This is a genomic window from Rhodobacteraceae bacterium Araon29 (assembly GCA_039640505.1).
In the GTDB taxonomy this organism is placed as follows: Bacteria; Pseudomonadota; Alphaproteobacteria; order Rhodobacterales; family Rhodobacteraceae; genus CABZJG01.
This window is the reverse complement of sequence record CP046865.1, coordinates 1,602,471-1,620,496: the sequence shown is the minus strand read 5'-3', so window position 1 is coordinate 1,620,496 and position 18,026 is coordinate 1,602,471. Positions and strand designations below refer to the sequence as shown.

Genomic DNA, 18,026 nt, shown 5'->3' with positions numbered 1-18,026 from the left:
AAAAATTATTGCTGACCTATTCGCCTTTACTTTCGAAAGGATGATCACTTAAACTAATGGCTTCAAGGCAAGCATATTTTTTGTGCTGACTTCAGCTACAACGTTTTTGGAAGTTCTTTACTTCAATAGAGCTCAAACTAACACTCTGTAATATTGAGTTAATTTAATAAAATAATAAATTTTGTTTCTAATTATGTCATTAGTGAATTCAATTTAGCTGTCCGATACTGAGAAAATCTGTTGTTTTCTATTTCAAACCATTGTGAAAGAATCCACTCATAAACAGACCGATAATCCATAGTAAATTGCATATCACCATCAATAAGCGCGGATAAGCTTGGGTGTTTACCATAAATCCCGCCGTTGATAGCACCACCTGACAAAAAATGCGGGGCGGCAGTGCCATGGTCAGTACCGTTTGTTGAATTCTCAACAGCGCGCCGACCAAACTCAGAATATGTTAAAACCAATGTGTTGTCCCACTGGCCAATTTTTTGCATTTGTTGGGCAAAACCAGACAGGGCGCGACCAAGGTTTTCCAAAAGACGCTGATGCCGCCAAGATTGATTTTCATGGGTGTCGAAGCCATCAATTTTAACTTTTAAAACTGGTGTATCTATACCAGCAGCAATAAGCGTAGATGCAAGAGAGAGTTGACGCCCCAAATCTCCGGCACGAATTTTGAAATGACGGCTTCGCGAGCTGCTGAGTTTGTTTGTAATACTTTCCATTGATGAATTCAAAGCCGCAGCGCGCGTTAAAAGCATTTCAAGAGCTGGATTTTGAGATGTTGACTTAGCTGTCAGTGTCGTTTTGCTTAAGCGCTTAAACTGCTCTGCAGACGTCATTGATAACCATACACCATTTTTTGAAGTAAAAACGCCCATCCCACCATCTAAACTAATACCATGCGCATCAAAATCATGAGTAGTTCCCAGGCCTTCAATATCTTCGGTAAGCCAACCGGTTTTGCCAGAGCCTGAGCCATCCCCTCCTGTTTCCCATAGGGCAATAGATTTGAAATGTGACCGATTGGCTCCTGGATACCCGAGGCCCTGAATAATGGCCAATTGGCCGCGTTCCCAAATTTCTCCAAGGTCTGATAATGCACTGTGAAGCGCCAGAGAATTTGAAATACTAAAGCGATCTTTTGTTTCGATAGCCAAGTTTGGTCGAAGATTAAAATATCTGTCATTGGCGAAAGGAATAACGGTATTTAGCCCGTCATTGGCGCCAGACAATTCAATTAAAACTATCCGGCGCCCTGTCTTTGCAGCAGCTGATGCTAATTTTACCGGCACGAGCGGTAAAATAAGTCCAGATAATAAGGAATTCAAAATAAAGCGTCTGTGCATATTGCCCTCACTTTAAATGATAAACAGGATCTGCGATGAAATCCGTCGGAGAACCCTGAATTGAAACGGATATTGGTGGCAGCGCTAAAATTGCGTTTGCAATCTCATCGTCCAAAAACATTTCACTTAGCATCTGTTCCCATTCTATGTTTGTTTCTACAAAGATGTGCGAAGCTGGCACCGGTGGGGTAATTTTAATTGCCGACATCGCCATTGCCATCATTCCATCAGCCTTTTTACGGGTGTCTTTTGCGATCCTTACCTTTGGAACCGGATAACGGATTACATATCGAGAATTCCGCAGCCTTCGCTCCATATGAGCAAATTTTTTGCTCCAACTTGCCAAGACTTCTTTTCCATTTCTTCTATCAAAATTGCGCCCTGCCTGCATTGCAACAAGTAGGTCTGGCATAGCTTGCCAAAGGGCTGCGACAAAGAGCTTATCCAATTGGCTGAGCTGTTCAAAGTTTTGGCGAGTTTGCCTAGTTTCACGCGGTCCCAAGGAAATCCGAATGAACTTTTGATCCAAACGCCCTTTATGCGCAGATTTAGGCCATTTACCCTGCAAACAAGTATCAGAGCATTCTAAATCGTTAATTTCTAGGAAAATCTCATTATTATTTTCCACGATTAAGTTCACCCGCATTCCAGATTGCCAATGATGATTAAAATCGACATTTAAAAGCCCCAAACTGATCTCGTTCCAATTTTTTTGGGGGTCATATTTTTTCCCATGGAAAAAAGTTGCGCGCTCGATCACCAACTGATTTTCTTGATAGTCAGGCGGCGTTTTTTCTTGGGTAATATTTTCGCCTTGGCTCATTTTCACAATGCCTGAGCAATGCAAATGCCCTGGATTTTGGTTGCCGTTTTTGCATCCAGATATCTGTTCCCCGTCTTGCGCTAAGAATAACTTATCACCGACCTTTACCCACTCGATGAATAGGTTGCGGTCACCTGAATCCGATCCACCAGGCCCACAACAATGATCATTCATAAACTCAATCGCTACAGCGTCAAAACTAGTGCTAGGATCATAATCTAAATCCATAATCACCCAAGGGATTTGACTTCTTTCAACGCGGCCAAAAAGTCCCGTATCATGCCCGCCTTTTGCTGTGATCGTTTTTGATCGCCAAACATTGACCGCATAACTTTTACCCTCTTTCTTCTTCAATAATTTTACTTTGAATTTAGGCGGACCTTCAAAGTTCTCTGCACCATAGCGCACAATAATTTTATCTGGTCTGTTTAACATCATTTCAGGACTATCTGTTGCCAGATCAGCAAGGCTTGAGCCTTCTTTCGCAAAAAAGTCAGTCACGAATTTTGTTCTATTCAGTAAACTGGCCGGGGTAACCCACCCCGCTCCTCTTGACCAGCCAGCAATATTTGGCGGTTCAAAGAGATGCTGACCTAGATTAGCCATTGCACTGCCACTACTTTGCCAATCAACGGGTAGATAGCCAGTAGAGCGAATGGTTCCGATAACCAAATCAACCGGTGACTTTACAATTGTGGCTCTTGATTGATCAGCCCAAAAGGACGGTGAGGAAAACAATTCGGCCAGAAGCACTGGAATTTCAAAGTTCGAATTCCAAAAAGCTTTCGAAATGTGGTCAATCTCAGATTGGTTTTGATCGGTCTCCGAAACATAATAGGACCAAAGCTTTTCGGTGATAAAATGGCTGACAGTAGGCTGTGCAAACAATATATCAATCAAATCATCGCCGTCAAAATGTCCCGTTTTTCCAAAAAGTGTTTTGGTGGTCTGGTCATGTCGGCGTGGATGAAGGTGATATTCGAAGCCTTTCATACGGTTGATTCTTTTACCAGTTAAAGCGCGCGCCGCTTCTTTAACTGTAGTTTCATCATACGTGCCCTCACCTAAAACGAAGAGCTCCATTAATTCACGCGCAAGATTTTCATTTGGAGCTTTCTTATTATTATTTTCACCATTCAGATAATTGAGCATGGCTGGGTCACGAATTATTGCTTTGATCAATGTTTTGAAATTTCCAAACCCATGTTGACGAAACATCAGATGTTGTTTGGCAATGGAAAAAGCCTCTTCGTCTATCGCCGAATATTCAACCGGAAAGTGATCCGTCCAAAATAATAACAGCCTTTCGTTTTGGGGTTTTGTAGTCTCAATCATCTCGCGAATCCACCATGTGCGGAACTCTGCAATTTCTCTATCCCGCGCGACACGAAACGATTGTCGTCCAGGCTCATCATAATCCCAACGAACCCAGTATTCGGTGTCAGTGTCAAAAACAAAATCAGGCAAAGGGCTTTGAACAGTGCCATCCATTTGACTGAGAAGCGCATGAATAGCGTCGGCGCGTGGTACACCCACCAGATTTTGAATATCAAATGGATTTGCGCCGATCCCAGTTCTTTCCAAAAAATGCCTTGCATCTGCCACATCCATGACTTTGGAAAGCAAAGGATTCATTAGCCATGATTGTCGGCCATTATCAAAGTAGATTTGCCGTAGTTGGGATAGGTCTTCTTCGTCAATTATATTATCGAATTCAAAACCTGCTTCATTGTAAGCCACAATGATTGATTGCCGGGTTTTAGGCCCAATTATTCCATCAATCGTACCGGCATTATAGCCAGACAGATTCAAATAGATTTGTACGCGTTTTGCGATCGTATCTGCAAAACCAGAACTGCCGGTGATAAATAAAAAAATATAAACAATAAATCGAAACAGATTTTTGCTCCTTGTATGAAAAAGTCCCAATCACGCTACATCAATCAGAAATGTTTTCAATATCTTTCCAAATTGTCGGAAATTATCTACGAACCCTTTCTAACTTACTTTAGATGTGAGGGAGCACAAGTAATATGATTATTGACGGGTGGTTATAATCTTGCAAAAAACAACCATGCAAAAGTAAAAAGGCGTTGATCAACTTCGGCGATGTGCAAAAAACGCATAAAAATGGTTTTACCAACAATTGAACATTACGGTGGTACCTTCATTGTGCCCGGACGCTGCTCGATCAACTATTAAGTCACACCACCCGGGGATCGAAATGCCGTGATCCAATTTCCATCTTTTGAAGCAGCACATGAGTGGTGTCATTCAAAGGGATATGCCCAAGCCAAAACAGTGCGCATGTCAGCCGCTACCAGCTTGAAAACCATATTTCAGTCGAAACCTGGTTAGCTTACTGCCTTAAATGCTCGAATATCACTCGAAAGGCAGAGCGGATAATTCACCCTGTCTTGCTGAACCATCAGGAAGTTCTACGGATACTTTTCGTCCGGGCGTCCAATACCCTTTTTCTATCAAGGACAGCCCAATATTTTTCTTCAGCCGTGGGGAATATATCGCCGATGTAATGGCTCCAACACGGTTTTCACCAACCCGCACGGGCCAAGGAACAGAGCATGTCGGACAGGCCGGCGCGTCAAAAACAACGCCATGTATCAAACGGTCGGGACCGGCCGCTGCGATTTTCTCAAGCGCGGGGCGCCCAATAAACTCAACCGTCCCGTCAAGGCTGCAATATTTTCCCAACCCAATTTCCAAAGGATTGGTTTCAGACGTCATTTCGTTGCCGTAGGATAACAGTCCACCTTCGATACGCTCAATAAGATTTGGGCAGCCGGGCGAGATATTATAGCTTTGACCTGCCTGCCAAATCTTATCCCACAAAGGGCCGCCCAACGATGCACCATTTAGGTAAATTTCAAACCCACCTTGGCGCGAATAGCCAGACCTAGCAATAAGTTGCCGAGTGCCGAAAATATCAATCCAGCCAAATTTAAAGAACCCGATTTTTTGAATTTCTGCACCAAACAACTCGGAAAGCAGCGCCTCTGCGCGTGGCCCTTGGATGGCAAGTGGGTAAACATCAGGTTCGTGAACGATCACATCAAGGCCCCTGCCAAGGGCGAGCCCTTTGGCATACAGCAGAACATCGCTGTCCGCGATGGACAGCCAAAAACGATCCCCGGCCAACTTCAACAGAACCGGATCGTTGATCAAACCCGCTTGATCATCCAAAATAGGTATATAAAGGCACTCTCCTATTTTTGCCTTTGATATATTGCGCGGGGTCATCCACTGCACCAGCTTAGCTGCATCCGGGCCGGAAATTTCCACTTGTCTTTGGCATGAGACGTCCCAAATTTGGGCATACTCTTTTAGGTGCCAGTAGTCCTCTTCGACGCTCCGCGCAAAGGCCTTTGGCAGCAGCATATGGTTGACCACGGAAAAGCCCCGCACGCCTGCGGCTTCTACCCTGTCTGTATAAGGGGTGCGCCGGATACGGCGCGACATATTCAAACCATCAGCCATGTCTTATTCTCCTGACCACCAAACGGAATAAGAATTGGGGCTTAGGATCACAGGAATATGGTACTGCCCTTCGGGGTCGGGCATTGAAAATCGAATGACGATCTGATCCATGATTTGCGCCCGTTTGCGTGGCAAGTTGCGGCTTTGCCAGTACGCGGTAGTATCAAAAGCCAACTCATACTGTCCGTCTGCGTCAATCTCTGAGCTGTCTATATATTGCGAGAGTCGCCCACCGTCATCCATGTGTGTTTCAAAAAGTACTTTTTGAGATCCAACGTGGACAAGGCGAACAGGGATATGGCCCGCATGTGTGCCATCAACCCCGTTTAATGTATGTGAGCTAACAAGAGACATTATTCTATCGACGCCTTATCCCGTTTATCCGAGGTTGCCGCAACGATTGGGCTAATCACCCCACGGCATTTAACATTTACACAGGCTGTTTTACCACTTTGCATGGCGCGCGTTAGAGCTGGTCCCAATTGATCCCGCCGTTCAACCAATTCTCCATGTCCGCCCAATCCTTCAAACATTGTATGGAACGGGATATCGCGAAAATCAGTGGCAAAATGTGCCCCATTTGAAAACAGCCGTTCTTGCTGCTGACTGATGCAATCTAGCCCCCCGTTATTGTCTATCACCACCGTGATCGGCAGCCCTTCTTGAAACGCAGCCTCTATTGATAGACCTCCGGATAGAAACGCGCCGTCACCAGAGATTAAAACCACATTTTGATCCGGGTGCGCGGCTTTGGCAGAAATTGCAAAGCTTACACCAACGCCGAGCAAACTGTAATTTCCCGGGTGCAGTATGCCGCCAAGCTTTTGGCCCTTCCAGCCGGCCATATTGACAGCAATCTCAGACCAGAAGTGGGTGTTGCCACCATCAAAAACAAGCCAGTCTTGGGGGCCGAGATGTGATTGCACATCCAAAGATAATTGAAGCGGATGCATATTCTGCCCGGCTTCCGTATCCGCGCGGGTTTCGGTATCTATATGATCAAACCAGTCGTTCACCCATGTATTGCGACGATCCCGCTGCTGCTCGAACCAGGTTTCCCAGGTTTTTCCAACTTTGCTTACAGCGTCAAAAAATGCCCCAGGATCACTTAGCAAAACTGTGTCAGCACCACGGTTATATTCAAGCTCTTCATGGCTGCCATTGATACAAATCAAATGGCTGGAGGCCGGAAAAAACGGAGGGTTACCAAAATTCATCTGATTGTCCAACCGCCCGCCCACCATCAGAATGACATCGGCCTGATGAAACGCCGCCTTTGAGGGGTGGTATTGGTGAAAATCAGCCAGCCCCATATAGGCTGGGCTTTCCTCTCCCAAGAGCTTTTGATGATAGGGGACATTAAACACTGGAATTTTAAGTGCCACAGCACAGGTTTCCAACGCGGTTTCCGCACCTGACCACCAAACCCCATGGCCTGCGATAATAACCGGGCGCTCTGCCGCGGATAACCGCTCGAGTATAGCGTTCATAACCGCCGGGTCCGGCCAGGCACGGGGTGGTTGGCGGTCACTGCGATCAAAGGGCCGTTCATCACGCCCTGCATCCGCTTCAAAGCTTGAAAACATCAAATCCACTGGTAGACTGATATGAACCGGGCCGGGGTAACCGGTTGTGGCCGCTGTCCATGCGCGGTCAACAAATTCACTAATCCGTTCGCCATCTGTGATCTGCACAGAATATTTTACCAAGGGCGCAGCAATGGCCACATCGTCAATTTCCTTAAATCCACCGGCGCCTTGACGTTTTAATGTTGACGATCCGGTGACGAATATCACTGGCGCACGTTCGCCGCCGGCTTCAAGCATGGCCGGAACCGCATTGGCAAACCCTTCTGGACCCACCAGACATATGGCAGGCTTTCGGGTGATGCGTGTATGCCCGTCAGCCAAATGGCCGGCCACTTGCTCATGCGGGCAATTGATGACCGGCATTTGGGATTTCATGAACCCTTCTAAAGCCGGATTGCAAAATCCACCTGCAAGAGTAAATACATGCTCTGCACCTTTTTCCTTTAGCGCTCTGGCTAAAATTTCACCGCCGCGTATCATAGACTGCTCGTTCATGGTTTTTTACCTTTTGCCTTCGCGGATGCGGCGGCGTCAGTGTGAGCGGTCATCATCTGCGTATCCTGTGATAAATTATGATATCCAATCTGCCCAATCGTCTCGACGCCGATTTGCGCCATCGCAACCGAAAGATCATACCGTAAAGCTGCATAAAGACTTTCCAGTCCGGCTGCGCCATCTGCGGCAAGCGCGAATAAATTTGGCCGCCCAAGCATGACAAAGTCTGCACCGCTCGCCAAAGCCTTTAGAATATCTTCTGCATCGCGTACCCCGCTGTCAAACACCACAGGATATTCTCGGCCGACAGCCTCTCTAATTGGTCCTATAAGATCAATCGCTGCCGGTACGCTGTCCAGCTGACGGCCGCCATGATTGGAGACATATACCGCATCTGCTCCCGTCGATTTGATCCGTAAAGCATCCTCGGGGGCTGTTACGCCCTTTACAATTAAATTGCCCTGCCATTGATCGCGCAGGCGGGCAAGAAAATCCCAATCTGCCATGGCACGGCTGGCATCGCGGTCAAACCCCAATCCGTTTTGGGGAAAGTTGACGGGTTTTGGCCTGCCTGCCGCCAATAGGCGCAGACTCCATGCGGGGTGGGTGGCAAAATCAAAAAATTGCCGCGTGCGCAATTTAAATGGCATTTGAAAGCCATTTTTGATATCTCGCAGCCGGCGGCTGACTTTTGGCACATCCACTGTCAAAATTAAATTGCGATAGCCAGCATCCTGAGCTCGGTGCACCAACGAAAGGCTATGCTCCATGGGCGGCGTCACATAAAGTTGAAACCACGCATTATCGCCGGCCCAATTGCGCATGTCTTCGATGCTGCTTGAGCCAGCAGAGGACAGGGTTACCGGAAATTTCAAACGCTGTGCAGCCTGCGCCATCAAATAATCGGCTCTGGGATGGGATAGGTTGCACATTCCCATCGGCGCGATGCCAAACGGCAGGTTATATGACTGCCCCAAAAATTCTGTTGCCAAGGACTGCTGAGTTTCCTTTGACAATACGCGAGGCTTCAATTTGAGGCGGTCAAAGGCGGCTTGGTTGTTTTTTAAGCCAGTTTCACGACCTGCAGCCCCATCAATAAAATCAAATATCAATTTAGGTAATTTTTTCTGCGCGGTGATACGCGCAGAAACGCATCCGTAGACACGTCGGCTTGGTACAATTTTTGGGTCTTTTTTGTCCAAACGATAGCCCTTGAAAAAGTGCGCTTTGAAACTGCTAGCAGATCATAATTTGTGATACAATTCTATTAATTTGATCGACAGAAAATAATCCATTTATTAATCTTTAGTTTATCTTACCATCAATTGAATTCCAAAGCGCCGTAGGCTTGGCCACAGGTCAAATTGAATGAAGCCAAACACATGCTCATCGTTGATTATCTTTAAGCCCAAAGCTGCCCCAGACGCGTCTATGGCCGTAGCGGAGTCAGCGTTTGCTGTTGCACCTTATGACTGATACGAGCAACCGTCAGTGCATATTGGTGAAGTCCTAGACAACAAATAGCTCCGCTCCTAACCACATATCCAATCAGGGTCTTTTGCTCATGGTATCTCAGTTTTTTAACCAGTTTCACGTAGAAAGCGCCCTTTGATATTTCCCACATCAGGTTCGCAATTTTTGATTATTGCGATTAAATCTCAGTAGCCCAGTGCCTGATGATAGACACATACCAGTCTCTGCTATCAGGCGATTGGCCAGTTTTTTGCAACATTAGCGATCACACGCGGCTAGAACTTTTACCACGTCTTCCAGCTTTAAGAAATGCAAGCGACGCATTCAATTTTCCTATAATCAAGGCAACTTTACAAAGTTGCCACTGATCCTCACAGATTTGGTGATCTATTTCAGTAATGCGCGAGCTGTTTGGTCATTAGTGACAAGAACCGTCGCTACATCGCGAAGCAAAACAGCTTTCATGGCTGCAACTTTATGAGAGCCACCAGCGCAAAGTATTCGGCAAGGTATGTCATGGATGCTATCGGGATCAATTCCCACAGATAATCTATTCAAATCATGCTGAATGGGCGCTCCGTCGGCGCCAATAAACCGGCCCAAAAAATTTCCGATAGCGCCGGCATCAAGTGCTTGTTGATACATTTCATCAGATAGAAAGGCTGCGTCTTTTATGCTGCTCATTTCGCGTCCACCAATACTGAGCAGCGCAAGGTGAGCCGTTTTAGATTTTTCCATTGCAATCTGCGCCGCTGGCTGGGCATTTATGATTTCTTTGGCGGCCATGGTATCACATAAAATTGGGCCAGGAAGATAGAAACACTCTGCCCCAAGACGCTCGGCGAGTACCGTGGCAGCTTCATATTTATCTTGACCAGATCTGGTTGAAAGACTTCCAATCATTGAGACTACTGATAAGTCATGTGCCGGGTTTGGCTCCATCGCTATTGCCAGCGCTCGCAAGGTCTGGCCCCATGATGTAGCGACGGTCATCCCATCTTTGATAAATCCAGCCGCAACATTGGCCGCATAAATTCCAATGACTTCAGAAACTGACACATCATCAGATGCATCGGAAGGAAACACAAAAGCTGCACTTAATCCATAGGCTTCCATCAATGCGCTTTCCAGTTCAAACCGCGCTGCATAAGGGACGTCGATTTCGATTCTAACCATTCCTTTTTCGCGCGCGCGCACCAACAGACGATGTACTTTAAACCGGGTGATTGCTAGGCGTTTGGCGATTTCATTCTGTGTAAGTCCAAGCACATAGTAAAGATGCGAAACTCGGGCCAATGTTTCGTCATTTGATCCACTAAGCTGGGCACTCTTTTTCAAAGGCTTATACATACTTAGAACTCCTAACCTTAGCACTCTGATTGAAGGACATGCCTGTCGATCCATCCAAGAGATTAATTTGCACAAATGTGCATTGATTTAAAATTTGTTGCACAATTGAGCATATTAAGCAACTATGAGCGTGCGGTGTAATTAAGAATCGGTAAGGAGAAGCAGCTCTTGCTATCTGGAGTGTTTTCGTCTGATCGGCCATTTATTTGGATGGCCCCTTTAATAATGATGCTGGTGGCATTCACCATCATTCCTGTGATTTATAACATTTGGCTAAGTTTCCATGAATATTCCCTTTTCCGCCGCGAGTTAGAGTTCGTCGGCCTATTGAATTGGCAAAAATTATTTTCTGACAGTCGTATGTGGGGCGCTTTGGGCACAACAGTCTTCTATTTCGTTTTTGTCTTGGCGATTGAATTGGTGCTTGGGATGGCCATCGCCTTGCTACTAGACGCGGAAGAGTTTGGTTTTGAACTGCTTCGCACCGTATTGACCCTCACTCTAGTAGTGCCGCCCGCTATTGTGGGCATGATGTATCTTTTAATCGAAGATCCGGAATTTGGGGTCTTGACCTATGTGCTCGACCTTCTGGGTATCTTAGATAAATCCACCCCAATTTTAGCAACTTCATCCACGGCGCTTTGGGGGGTAATGCTGGCCGATATTTGGCAATGGACCCCCTTTATGGTGTTGATATTTCTGGCTGGATTGCGCGCGCTGCCGGCAGAACCTTATGAGGCTGCGATGTTAGATGGGGCATCAGGTTTCACCGTGTTCCGCCGAATTACTTTACCATTGTTAAGTAAAGTGATTGCGGTTGCGGTTCTGATACGCGGTATCGATATCTTTCGGATGTTTGATTATGTCTTTGTCATGACTAGCGGGGGCCCAGGAACCGCGACCTATACCCTGTCTCTTTACTCGTGGCAGCAGACTTTCAGCTTTATCAAGTGGGGATATGGGGCAACGCTGTCACTGTTTACACTGATAGTGATCCTGATTTTGGCAAATCTATTTATTTATGTCGCAAAGGTTCGTTGGTGATGATGGTCCAGTCCAAGTCATATCGAATGATGCGCACATTGGCGGGATGGGCGATTGTTATGCTCTTTGCCTTTCCGCTTTATTATTGGCTCACTGTGGCCTTCAAGGATGGACGTGAGATATTTAATTATCCGCCGCAAGTCTTTGACTTTAAGCCGACAATCAGAAATTTTGAGGAAGTTTTTGGACTGTCGTTAGGATTTGGATTTGGCGAACAGCGAGAAGTTCTCCCTGGAGGCGGCAATTGGAAAATGGGGCCTCGTTTATGGGATTCTATTGTCATTGCCGTCCTTTCAACAGCTCTGGCACTGACGATTGCCACTTTTGCCTCATATGCGCTGAGTAGAATGAGATTCGCAGGTCAGCATCATTTTGTGTCATGGGTGCTTTCGACCCGCATGATGCCGCCAGTTGCCGTCGTGATACCAGTCTTTTTCATCTATAAAGAGCTGAGTTTGCTCGACACTTATACTGGGGTGATATTGATCCACGCTTTGATGAATTTGCCATTAGCCGTTTTGCTAATGAAAAGCTTTTTTGATGATATACCCAAAGAAATTGATGAAAGTGCCTTGGTGGATGGGGCATCCCGCGCTTTGATTTTCCGCCGCGTTGTGCTGCCGATTGTCAAGGGTGGGATGGCGGCAACAGCGGTGCTTTGTTTTATCTTTTCTTGGACTGAATTTATATTTGTTCTGACCTTAACCCAAACTGGGTTGAAAACTGTGCCAGTGGTTTCATCGACGTTTGTAACCTCGACTGGCACGGCTTGGGGCAACATGGCCGCCTTGGGGGCGGCCGCAATGATTCCAGCGTTTGTATTTATTTTATTGGTTCAAAAACATCTTGTGCGCGGGCTCACGCTGGGCTCGGTCAAGGAATAATTAATGAAACTAACCAAAAGGGAATTTACCGATGAAAGACAGTGATAAAAAACTCTACAGGGCGAAAATAGTTGACGACTATGTCCGCGGTAAAATGAATCGCCGATCGTTTTTGAGAAACGCATCCAGCCTTGGGCTAAGCGCTGGCGCCTTAGGCGCTGGTATTATCCGCCCAAGTTTATCCTTTGCCGACACCAACATGGCCCTTGAGCCTTCGGCAGAAGTTCTTGCTTGGGTCAAGGATGTAACAAAGCCGTTTCGCGGCACCACTTTAAGGCTGGCAACTGAATCAACACCGCCTTCGAATGCGATTAACAGTCAGCTAAAAAAATACTTTGAAGAAGCGTCGGGCATCAAGGTTGAGATTGAGGTGCTTCCACTAGAGCAGGTTTTGCAAAAGCTCACCTTGGATATCGCGTCCCAGCTTGGAACCTATGACCTTTACTATATCGACCAGTCTTGGGCGGCGTCCGTAAGCCGCGATGTTTTTGATCCGCGCGAACAATTGGCGGATAAACCGGATTTGGCCATGCCAGATTACAACATCGATGACTTTCTGCCTGCTTTGGTCGACGGGATTGCAAAATATGAAGACCGTTGGGTCGGCGTTCCCTATGATATTCCCATTTTCATAATGATGTACCGCAAGGACATCTACGAAAAAATGGGTTTCACAGCGCCGGAGACGCTTGAGGAATACTATGAGCAGGCAAAAGCCATCACAGATGAGATGGGGCCGAAGGTATTTGGCGCTACGGGTCAGATGAAATCTGGTCACTACAGTCTCGAATGTGATTGGACAGCATGGCTCTGGGGCCATGGTGGATCAGTGTTTGGTCCGGATGGAAAATTCTCAGGTCATGATGACGCAGGTCTTGCAGCGATGGAGTACTGGGATCGTCTGAAAGCTACAATGCCACCGGGAGTGACCGGCTGGACTTGGGATGGTCAGGGTCAGTCAGTGGCTCAGGGCGTTGCTGCCACCATGATGAGTTGGGGTGAGTTTTTCCCCTATTTCGATGATCCTAGCGCAACCAAAGTTTCTGGCTTAATGGAAGCCGTGCGTTGCCCAAAACCGAAAGCTTTAAGAACTGTCAATGAAACCGGGTTTGGTGAAATTCCTGGGGTTGGGCACCAAGGTGGATCATCGCTTGCCGTATCACATAATTCCAAAAATCCCGATGCGGCTTGGATCTTTATGCAATGGGCAACCTCTTTTGACACCCAAGTATTGATCACAGCACTCGGTGGTGGCACTGGTCCCACGAGGGAAAGTGTTTATGATGATCCGCGTATACTTGCAAACAATCGGGTCGGTCCAGGCACGACGCGCCACTTAGGTGTGGTACGGGAAACGATTGCCAAAGATATGGGGTCCGAGCCAGATTTGCCGCAGTGGGCACAGCTGTCAAACGATACAATTCCAGTCGGGCTAGGCAAGTATTTTGCCGGTGAATATGCATCAAGTAAAGAAGCAATGGATGACATTGCGAAATCAGTCGACAAAGTTGTCGCGGGCTAAAGGAAAGCAAAGAGCCGCAGATCCTAAAGCTGTTCTTTGCGCCCAAATTCGGAACGATGGAAATGTCTCATAAACCGCTTGTCGCCATCACTGGTGCCAGTTCTGGTATCGGTGAGGCCACCGCGCAAGCTTTTTCAGCTGCGGGCCATCCTATGTTATTGATGGCCCGTCGGTTGGATCGAATGAACGCCTTAAACCTACCAAACTCAATCTGCTGCAAAGTTGATGTTCGCCAGCGTCAGCAAATCATAAAAGCAGTGGCCAAGGCCGAAGTGCAATTTGGCCCAGTTGATTTGATGTTCGCCAACGCTGGAATTGCCCGGCTGGCTGATATTGGCCATCAACCACCCTCAGAATGGGACGAAATGATAGATATCAACACCAAAGGCGTCATGAATACAGTTCATTCTGTTCTTACAGGAATGATCAAACGCAAGCGCGGTACGCTTGTTGTGATGAGCTCAATTGCAGGCCGTAAGGTTTACCCAGACCATACGGTCTACTGTGGGACCAAGTTTTTTGTACATGCCATTTGCGAAGGTTTGCGGGAATATCTTGCTGATTTTAACGTCAGGGTGGTTGTTGTTTCACCCGGTATTATTGAAACAGAAGTCTTGTCGGGCGTGCGTGATCCAAAAACACTGGCAGAGTACCAAAAGAATAAAGCTAAAATAGGCGGAGGTCTTGACGCCCAAATTGTAGGGCAGGTGATTGCGGACGTCTACAGCCAGCCCCAAAACGTACTGGTTCAAGAAATTTGCCTGACCCCAACGCGACAAAAATACTGAGGATAAACTGCATGGTGGAAGTAAATTTTAGAAAGGTTGGCAAGTCCTTTGGGGCAGTGTCGGTTCTTAAGAATTTATCTTTTGATATAAAAGACGGTGAATTTGTGGTTCTTCTGGGGGCCTCAGGATGTGGAAAAACCACTTTGCTCCGAATGACCGCCGGACTTGAAACCATAAGCGAAGGTGAAATTTCTATCGACGGCCGTGTTGTCAACGATGTGCATCCACGTGATCGAAATATCGCGATGGTTTTTCAGAACTATGCGCTTTATCCCACCATGAAAGTGCGCGAAAATATTGGCTTCAGCTTAGAGGTTGCCAAGAAATCAGCCTCAGAAATTGCTAAGAAAGTGCAACAGGTTGCCGAGGTTCTTAATTTAACCGAGTATCTTGACCGCAAGCCGGCCGAGCTTTCAGGTGGGCAAAGGCAACGCGTCGCCATGGGGCGGGCGATGGTGCGAGATGCCAGTGTGTTTCTATTTGATGAACCGCTATCAAACCTTGATGCCAAGCTGCGCGCCCATATGCGTATTGAAATTCGCCAATTGCACGACAAGCTCGGGGCAACCACAATCTATGTAACCCACGATCAAATCGAAGCCATGACCATGGCGGATAAAATTGCCCTGATGCGTGATGGGGATATTATCCAATTAGGCACTACCGATGATCTATATGACCGACCAAATTGCCGGTTTGTTGCGGATTTCATTGGTTCCCCCTCAATCAACTTTTTAGATGGTGAGATTGTTTCTGAAAAAGGTGAGGTGCTGTTGCGGGCTGGTGATTTGTTGCTTGCTCTACCCAAAGCATATGCAGCGCATGCGGGTAGGCAGGTCACCTGTGGCATCCGTCCAAGCGAAGTGGTGCAGGATCCTACGGGTGTGATCAGAGGCAGCTTAAAGATTGCCGAAAAAACTGGAGCAGATACCCAGTTCCATCTGGATTTATATGGGCGCCCATTTGTTGCCGTCGCATCGCGCGCACTTCAGGCCCGTATTGGCGAAGTGATGATGTTTTCGATAAAACCAGAAAAAATCCATGTGTTTGATCAGGCAAGTGGTAATCGGATTTCGCTGTGACTTTCCAATTCAGCTAAACAGGAGTAACCAATGCAATCAAGTTGGAACCAAAGCGATTTAAGTGCATTTATTTCCGCATCGGAAAAACAAGGTCTGGCAAAAGATCTTGCCATCCGCATTTACTCAACAAGGTTGCTTGGCCAAGAGCCGGAATTGGTTTTGCATGGCGGCGGAAATACATCGTTAAAAACCCATCTTAAAGATCCATTGGGCGATCTTTTCGAGGTTCTCTGCGTAAAGGGATCAGGGTGGGATATGGCATCGATCGAAGCGCCCGGGCTACCAGCCGTCGAGCTTGCGCCCTTAGCGGCACTGGCTGAGCGGTCAGCACTTTCAGATCAGGATTTAGTAGCGGCTCAGCGCAAACTATTATTGCAACCGAGCGCTCCAAACCCTTCAATAGAAGCGGTTCTCCACGCTATTATTCCGCATAAATATGTTGACCATTCCCATGCCAATGCAATCATCTCATTAACAAATCAACCCAATGGGGAGGATCTAATTCGTGATCTTTTTCCCGATACCATGATTATCCCCTACGTCATGCCGGGCTTTGCGCTGGCCAAACTGTGCCATAATAAATTGAAAGAAAACCCCAAGACAAAGCACATGATCTTATTGCAGCATGGCATTTTCACCTTTCACGACGATCCACGACAATCCTATGAAGACATGATTTCAATGTGTTCTCAGGCAGAAGATACATTGCAAAAGGGATGTGAACGCCCTTTTAAGGCGGCAAAATTACCCCCCATAAAACCTGAAGTAAGTGACATTGCACCAATTATCCGCGGCGCATTGGCCACGAAAACCAATATTGAAGGACGGCCCAATCGGTGGGTTTTAGATTTTAGGCACTCAGATGAAATTCGCCATTTCACCGACGGACAAGGGCTTTGCGATTACGCCACCAGAGGCAATGCAACGCCTGATCATGTTATTCGAATTAAACGGTTTGGACTGGTTTTGCCGGCCCCTTCTGCCGATACGCTAGATCAGTTTAAGGTTGAGGTTGTTCGAGCAGTTGAGCGGTTTGCACAAGAATACAAAGCTTATTTTGACCGCAACAGCCAGCAGGCAGGCGGTGGTTTTAAGATACTCGATTGCGTGCCAAGGGTGGTTTATGTGCCAGGGATCGGGGTGTTTGGAGTTGGAAAAACTGCTAAGTCTGCGGCGATATCTGCCGATATCGCAGAGGCCACAATCTCGGTTATCACAAAAGCAGAAGGAATTGGCACATTTGCGGCACTATCAGAAAAAGAGCTCTTCGACATTGAATATTGGTCGCTTGAACAGGCCAAACTTGCCTCGGTTAAAGAACAAAAACTGGACCGTCATATTGTATTTATAACCGGTGCTGCCAGCGGACTTGGGTTTGAAACCGCAAAGCTGTTCAAAGAAAACGGCGCCGAAGTTGTGTTATTCGACGTTGATCAAAACGCCGTTCAGGCCGCAGCCAGTGAAATCGGAGGCATTCCAATCCACTGCGATGTCACCGATCCTACGGCCGTGGTGAAGGCCGTCGACAAAGCCACAAGAAAGTTTGGCGGCGTCGATATTTTGATTTCGAATGCAGGCGCAGCTTTTCAAGGTGCATTAAAAACGGTAGATGATAAGCTGTTTCAAAAAGCATTTGACCTAAACTTTTGGTCACATCATTTAATGGCGCGCGCCTGCGTTGCGATCATGGAAAAGCAAGATACCGGAGGAGCTTTAGTTTTCAATGTTTCCAAACAAGCTCTTAATCCCGGTCGAAACTTTGGTCCTTATGGGACATCGAAAGCTGCGCTGATGGCGCTGATGCGGCAATACGCCGTTGAATTTGGAGATGCAGGTATTTCATCAAATGCGGTCAATGCAGATCGCATCCGCACAAACTTGCTGACTGATGGTTTTATAAAGGACCGTGCAAAAGCCCGTGGTACATCAACCAAGGAGTATATGCGCGGTAATCTGCTGGGAAGAGAAGTTACAGGCCGTGATGTTGCCGAAGCATTTTTCTATCTTGCAACCACAAGAACGACCAGCGGGGCTGTTTTGACCGTTGATGGCGGCAATGTGTCAGCTATGGTGCGCTAAGAGCTGCTGCGGCAACATCTTTCAAAGCGCGCGGCTGATGCAAGCCT

General features: G+C 47.0%; 14 protein-coding genes. 7 read left to right on the top strand and 7 right to left on the bottom strand.

Annotated features, from left to right (window positions below; translation table 11 throughout):
* Window positions 1–191 precede the first annotated feature (191 nt).
* The gene (locus tag GN278_07630; GenBank protein XAT60689.1) at window positions 192–1,355 is read right to left on the bottom strand and encodes a DUF1501 domain-containing protein; all 1,164 of its coding nucleotides are present in this window, start codon (window positions 1,353–1,355) and stop codon (window positions 192–194) included.
* A 7-nt stretch (window positions 1,356–1,362) separates the two neighbouring features.
* Window positions 1,363–4,107: a DUF1800 family protein gene (locus tag GN278_07625; GenBank protein ID XAT60688.1), complete on the bottom strand. Its 2,745-nt coding sequence runs from the start codon at window positions 4,105–4,107 to the stop codon at window positions 1,363–1,365.
* 300 nt (window positions 4,108–4,407) lie between these two features.
* Here GN278_07625 and GN278_07620 point away from each other — a divergent pair, with 300 nt between their 5' ends.
* Complete coding sequence (locus tag GN278_07620) at window positions 4,408–4,536, top strand: DUF1330 domain-containing protein (GenBank protein ID XAT60687.1); 129 nt, start codon at window positions 4,408–4,410, stop codon at window positions 4,534–4,536.
* A gap of 24 nt (window positions 4,537–4,560) precedes the next feature.
* Here GN278_07620 and GN278_07615 read toward each other — a convergent pair whose 3' ends face one another.
* From GN278_07615 to GN278_07595, 5 genes are all read right to left on the bottom strand, one after another.
* Window positions 4,561–5,673: a dimethylsulfoniopropionate demethylase gene (locus GN278_07615; GenBank protein ID XAT60686.1), complete on the bottom strand. Its 1,113-nt coding sequence runs from the start codon at window positions 5,671–5,673 to the stop codon at window positions 4,561–4,563.
* Between the two features lie 3 nt (window positions 5,674–5,676).
* On the bottom strand, window positions 5,677–6,027 hold the full coding sequence (locus tag GN278_07610; protein XAT60685.1) for a hypothetical protein: 351 nt from the start codon (window positions 6,025–6,027) through the stop codon (window positions 5,677–5,679).
* Window positions 6,027–7,757 carry a thiamine pyrophosphate-binding protein gene (locus GN278_07605; GenBank protein XAT60684.1) on the bottom strand — a complete coding sequence of 577 codons (1,731 nt, stop codon included), beginning with the start codon at window positions 7,755–7,757 and terminating at the stop codon, window positions 6,027–6,029. The genes GN278_07610 and GN278_07605 overlap by 1 nt, the downstream gene beginning before the upstream one ends.
* Window positions 7,754–8,938: an alpha-hydroxy-acid oxidizing protein gene (locus GN278_07600; protein ID XAT62590.1), complete on the bottom strand. Its 1,185-nt coding sequence runs from the start codon at window positions 8,936–8,938 to the stop codon at window positions 7,754–7,756. The genes GN278_07605 and GN278_07600 overlap by 4 nt, the downstream gene beginning before the upstream one ends.
* Window positions 8,939–9,617: 679 nt before the next feature.
* Window positions 9,618–10,634 carry a hypothetical protein gene (locus GN278_07595; GenBank protein XAT60683.1) on the bottom strand — a complete coding sequence of 339 codons (1,017 nt, stop codon included), beginning with the start codon at window positions 10,632–10,634 and terminating at the stop codon, window positions 9,618–9,620.
* A 156-nt stretch (window positions 10,635–10,790) separates the two neighbouring features.
* Here GN278_07595 and GN278_07590 point away from each other — a divergent pair, with 156 nt between their 5' ends.
* From GN278_07590 to GN278_07565, 6 genes are all read left to right on the top strand, one after another.
* Complete coding sequence (locus tag GN278_07590; protein ID XAT60682.1) at window positions 10,791–11,624, top strand: ABC transporter permease subunit; 834 nt, start codon at window positions 10,791–10,793, stop codon at window positions 11,622–11,624.
* A gap of 2 nt (window positions 11,625–11,626) precedes the next feature.
* On the top strand, window positions 11,627–12,508 hold the full coding sequence (locus GN278_07585; GenBank protein XAT62589.1) for an ABC transporter permease subunit: 882 nt from the start codon (window positions 11,627–11,629) through the stop codon (window positions 12,506–12,508).
* A gap of 31 nt (window positions 12,509–12,539) precedes the next feature.
* Entirely contained in the window at window positions 12,540–14,030 is a 1,491-nt protein-coding gene (locus GN278_07580) for an extracellular solute-binding protein (GenBank protein XAT60681.1), read from the top strand.
* A 62-nt stretch (window positions 14,031–14,092) separates the two neighbouring features.
* Window positions 14,093–14,818 carry an SDR family NAD(P)-dependent oxidoreductase gene (locus GN278_07575; GenBank protein ID XAT60680.1) on the top strand — a complete coding sequence of 242 codons (726 nt, stop codon included), beginning with the start codon at window positions 14,093–14,095 and terminating at the stop codon, window positions 14,816–14,818.
* A gap of 11 nt (window positions 14,819–14,829) precedes the next feature.
* Window positions 14,830–15,900: a sn-glycerol-3-phosphate ABC transporter ATP-binding protein UgpC gene (gene ugpC, locus GN278_07570; GenBank protein ID XAT60679.1), complete on the top strand. Its 1,071-nt coding sequence runs from the start codon at window positions 14,830–14,832 to the stop codon at window positions 15,898–15,900.
* Window positions 15,901–15,930: 30 nt separating this feature from the next.
* Complete coding sequence (locus tag GN278_07565; GenBank protein XAT60678.1) at window positions 15,931–17,979, top strand: bifunctional aldolase/short-chain dehydrogenase; 2,049 nt, start codon at window positions 15,931–15,933, stop codon at window positions 17,977–17,979.
* The last annotated feature ends 47 nt before the right edge of the window (window positions 17,980–18,026 follow it).

Excerpts from the sequence above, each read along its gene's own strand:
- GN278_07605 (XAT60684.1), bottom strand. The coding sequence starts at position 7,757 with ATGAACGAGCAGTCTATGATACGCGGCGGTGAAATTTTAGCCAGAGCG.
- GN278_07590 (XAT60682.1), top strand. The coding sequence starts at position 10,791 with ATGGCCCCTTTAATAATGATGCTGGTGGCATTCACCATCATTCCTGTG.
- GN278_07565 (XAT60678.1), top strand. The coding sequence starts at position 15,931 with ATGCAATCAAGTTGGAACCAAAGCGATTTAAGTGCATTTATTTCCGCA.
- GN278_07580 (XAT60681.1), top strand. The coding sequence starts at position 12,540 with ATGAAAGACAGTGATAAAAAACTCTACAGGGCGAAAATAGTTGACGAC.
- GN278_07595 (XAT60683.1), bottom strand. The coding sequence starts at position 10,634 with ATGGATCGACAGGCATGTCCTTCAATCAGAGTGCTAAGGTTAGGAGTT.
- GN278_07630 (XAT60689.1), bottom strand. The coding sequence starts at position 1,355 with ATGCACAGACGCTTTATTTTGAATTCCTTATTATCTGGACTTATTTTA.
- GN278_07575 (XAT60680.1), top strand. The coding sequence starts at position 14,093 with ATGTCTCATAAACCGCTTGTCGCCATCACTGGTGCCAGTTCTGGTATC.
- GN278_07585 (XAT62589.1), top strand. The coding sequence starts at position 11,627 with ATGGTCCAGTCCAAGTCATATCGAATGATGCGCACATTGGCGGGATGG.
- GN278_07610 (XAT60685.1), bottom strand. The coding sequence starts at position 6,027 with ATGTCTCTTGTTAGCTCACATACATTAAACGGGGTTGATGGCACACAT.
- GN278_07615 (XAT60686.1), bottom strand. The coding sequence starts at position 5,673 with ATGGCTGATGGTTTGAATATGTCGCGCCGTATCCGGCGCACCCCTTAT.
- ugpC (XAT60679.1), top strand. The coding sequence starts at position 14,830 with ATGGTGGAAGTAAATTTTAGAAAGGTTGGCAAGTCCTTTGGGGCAGTG.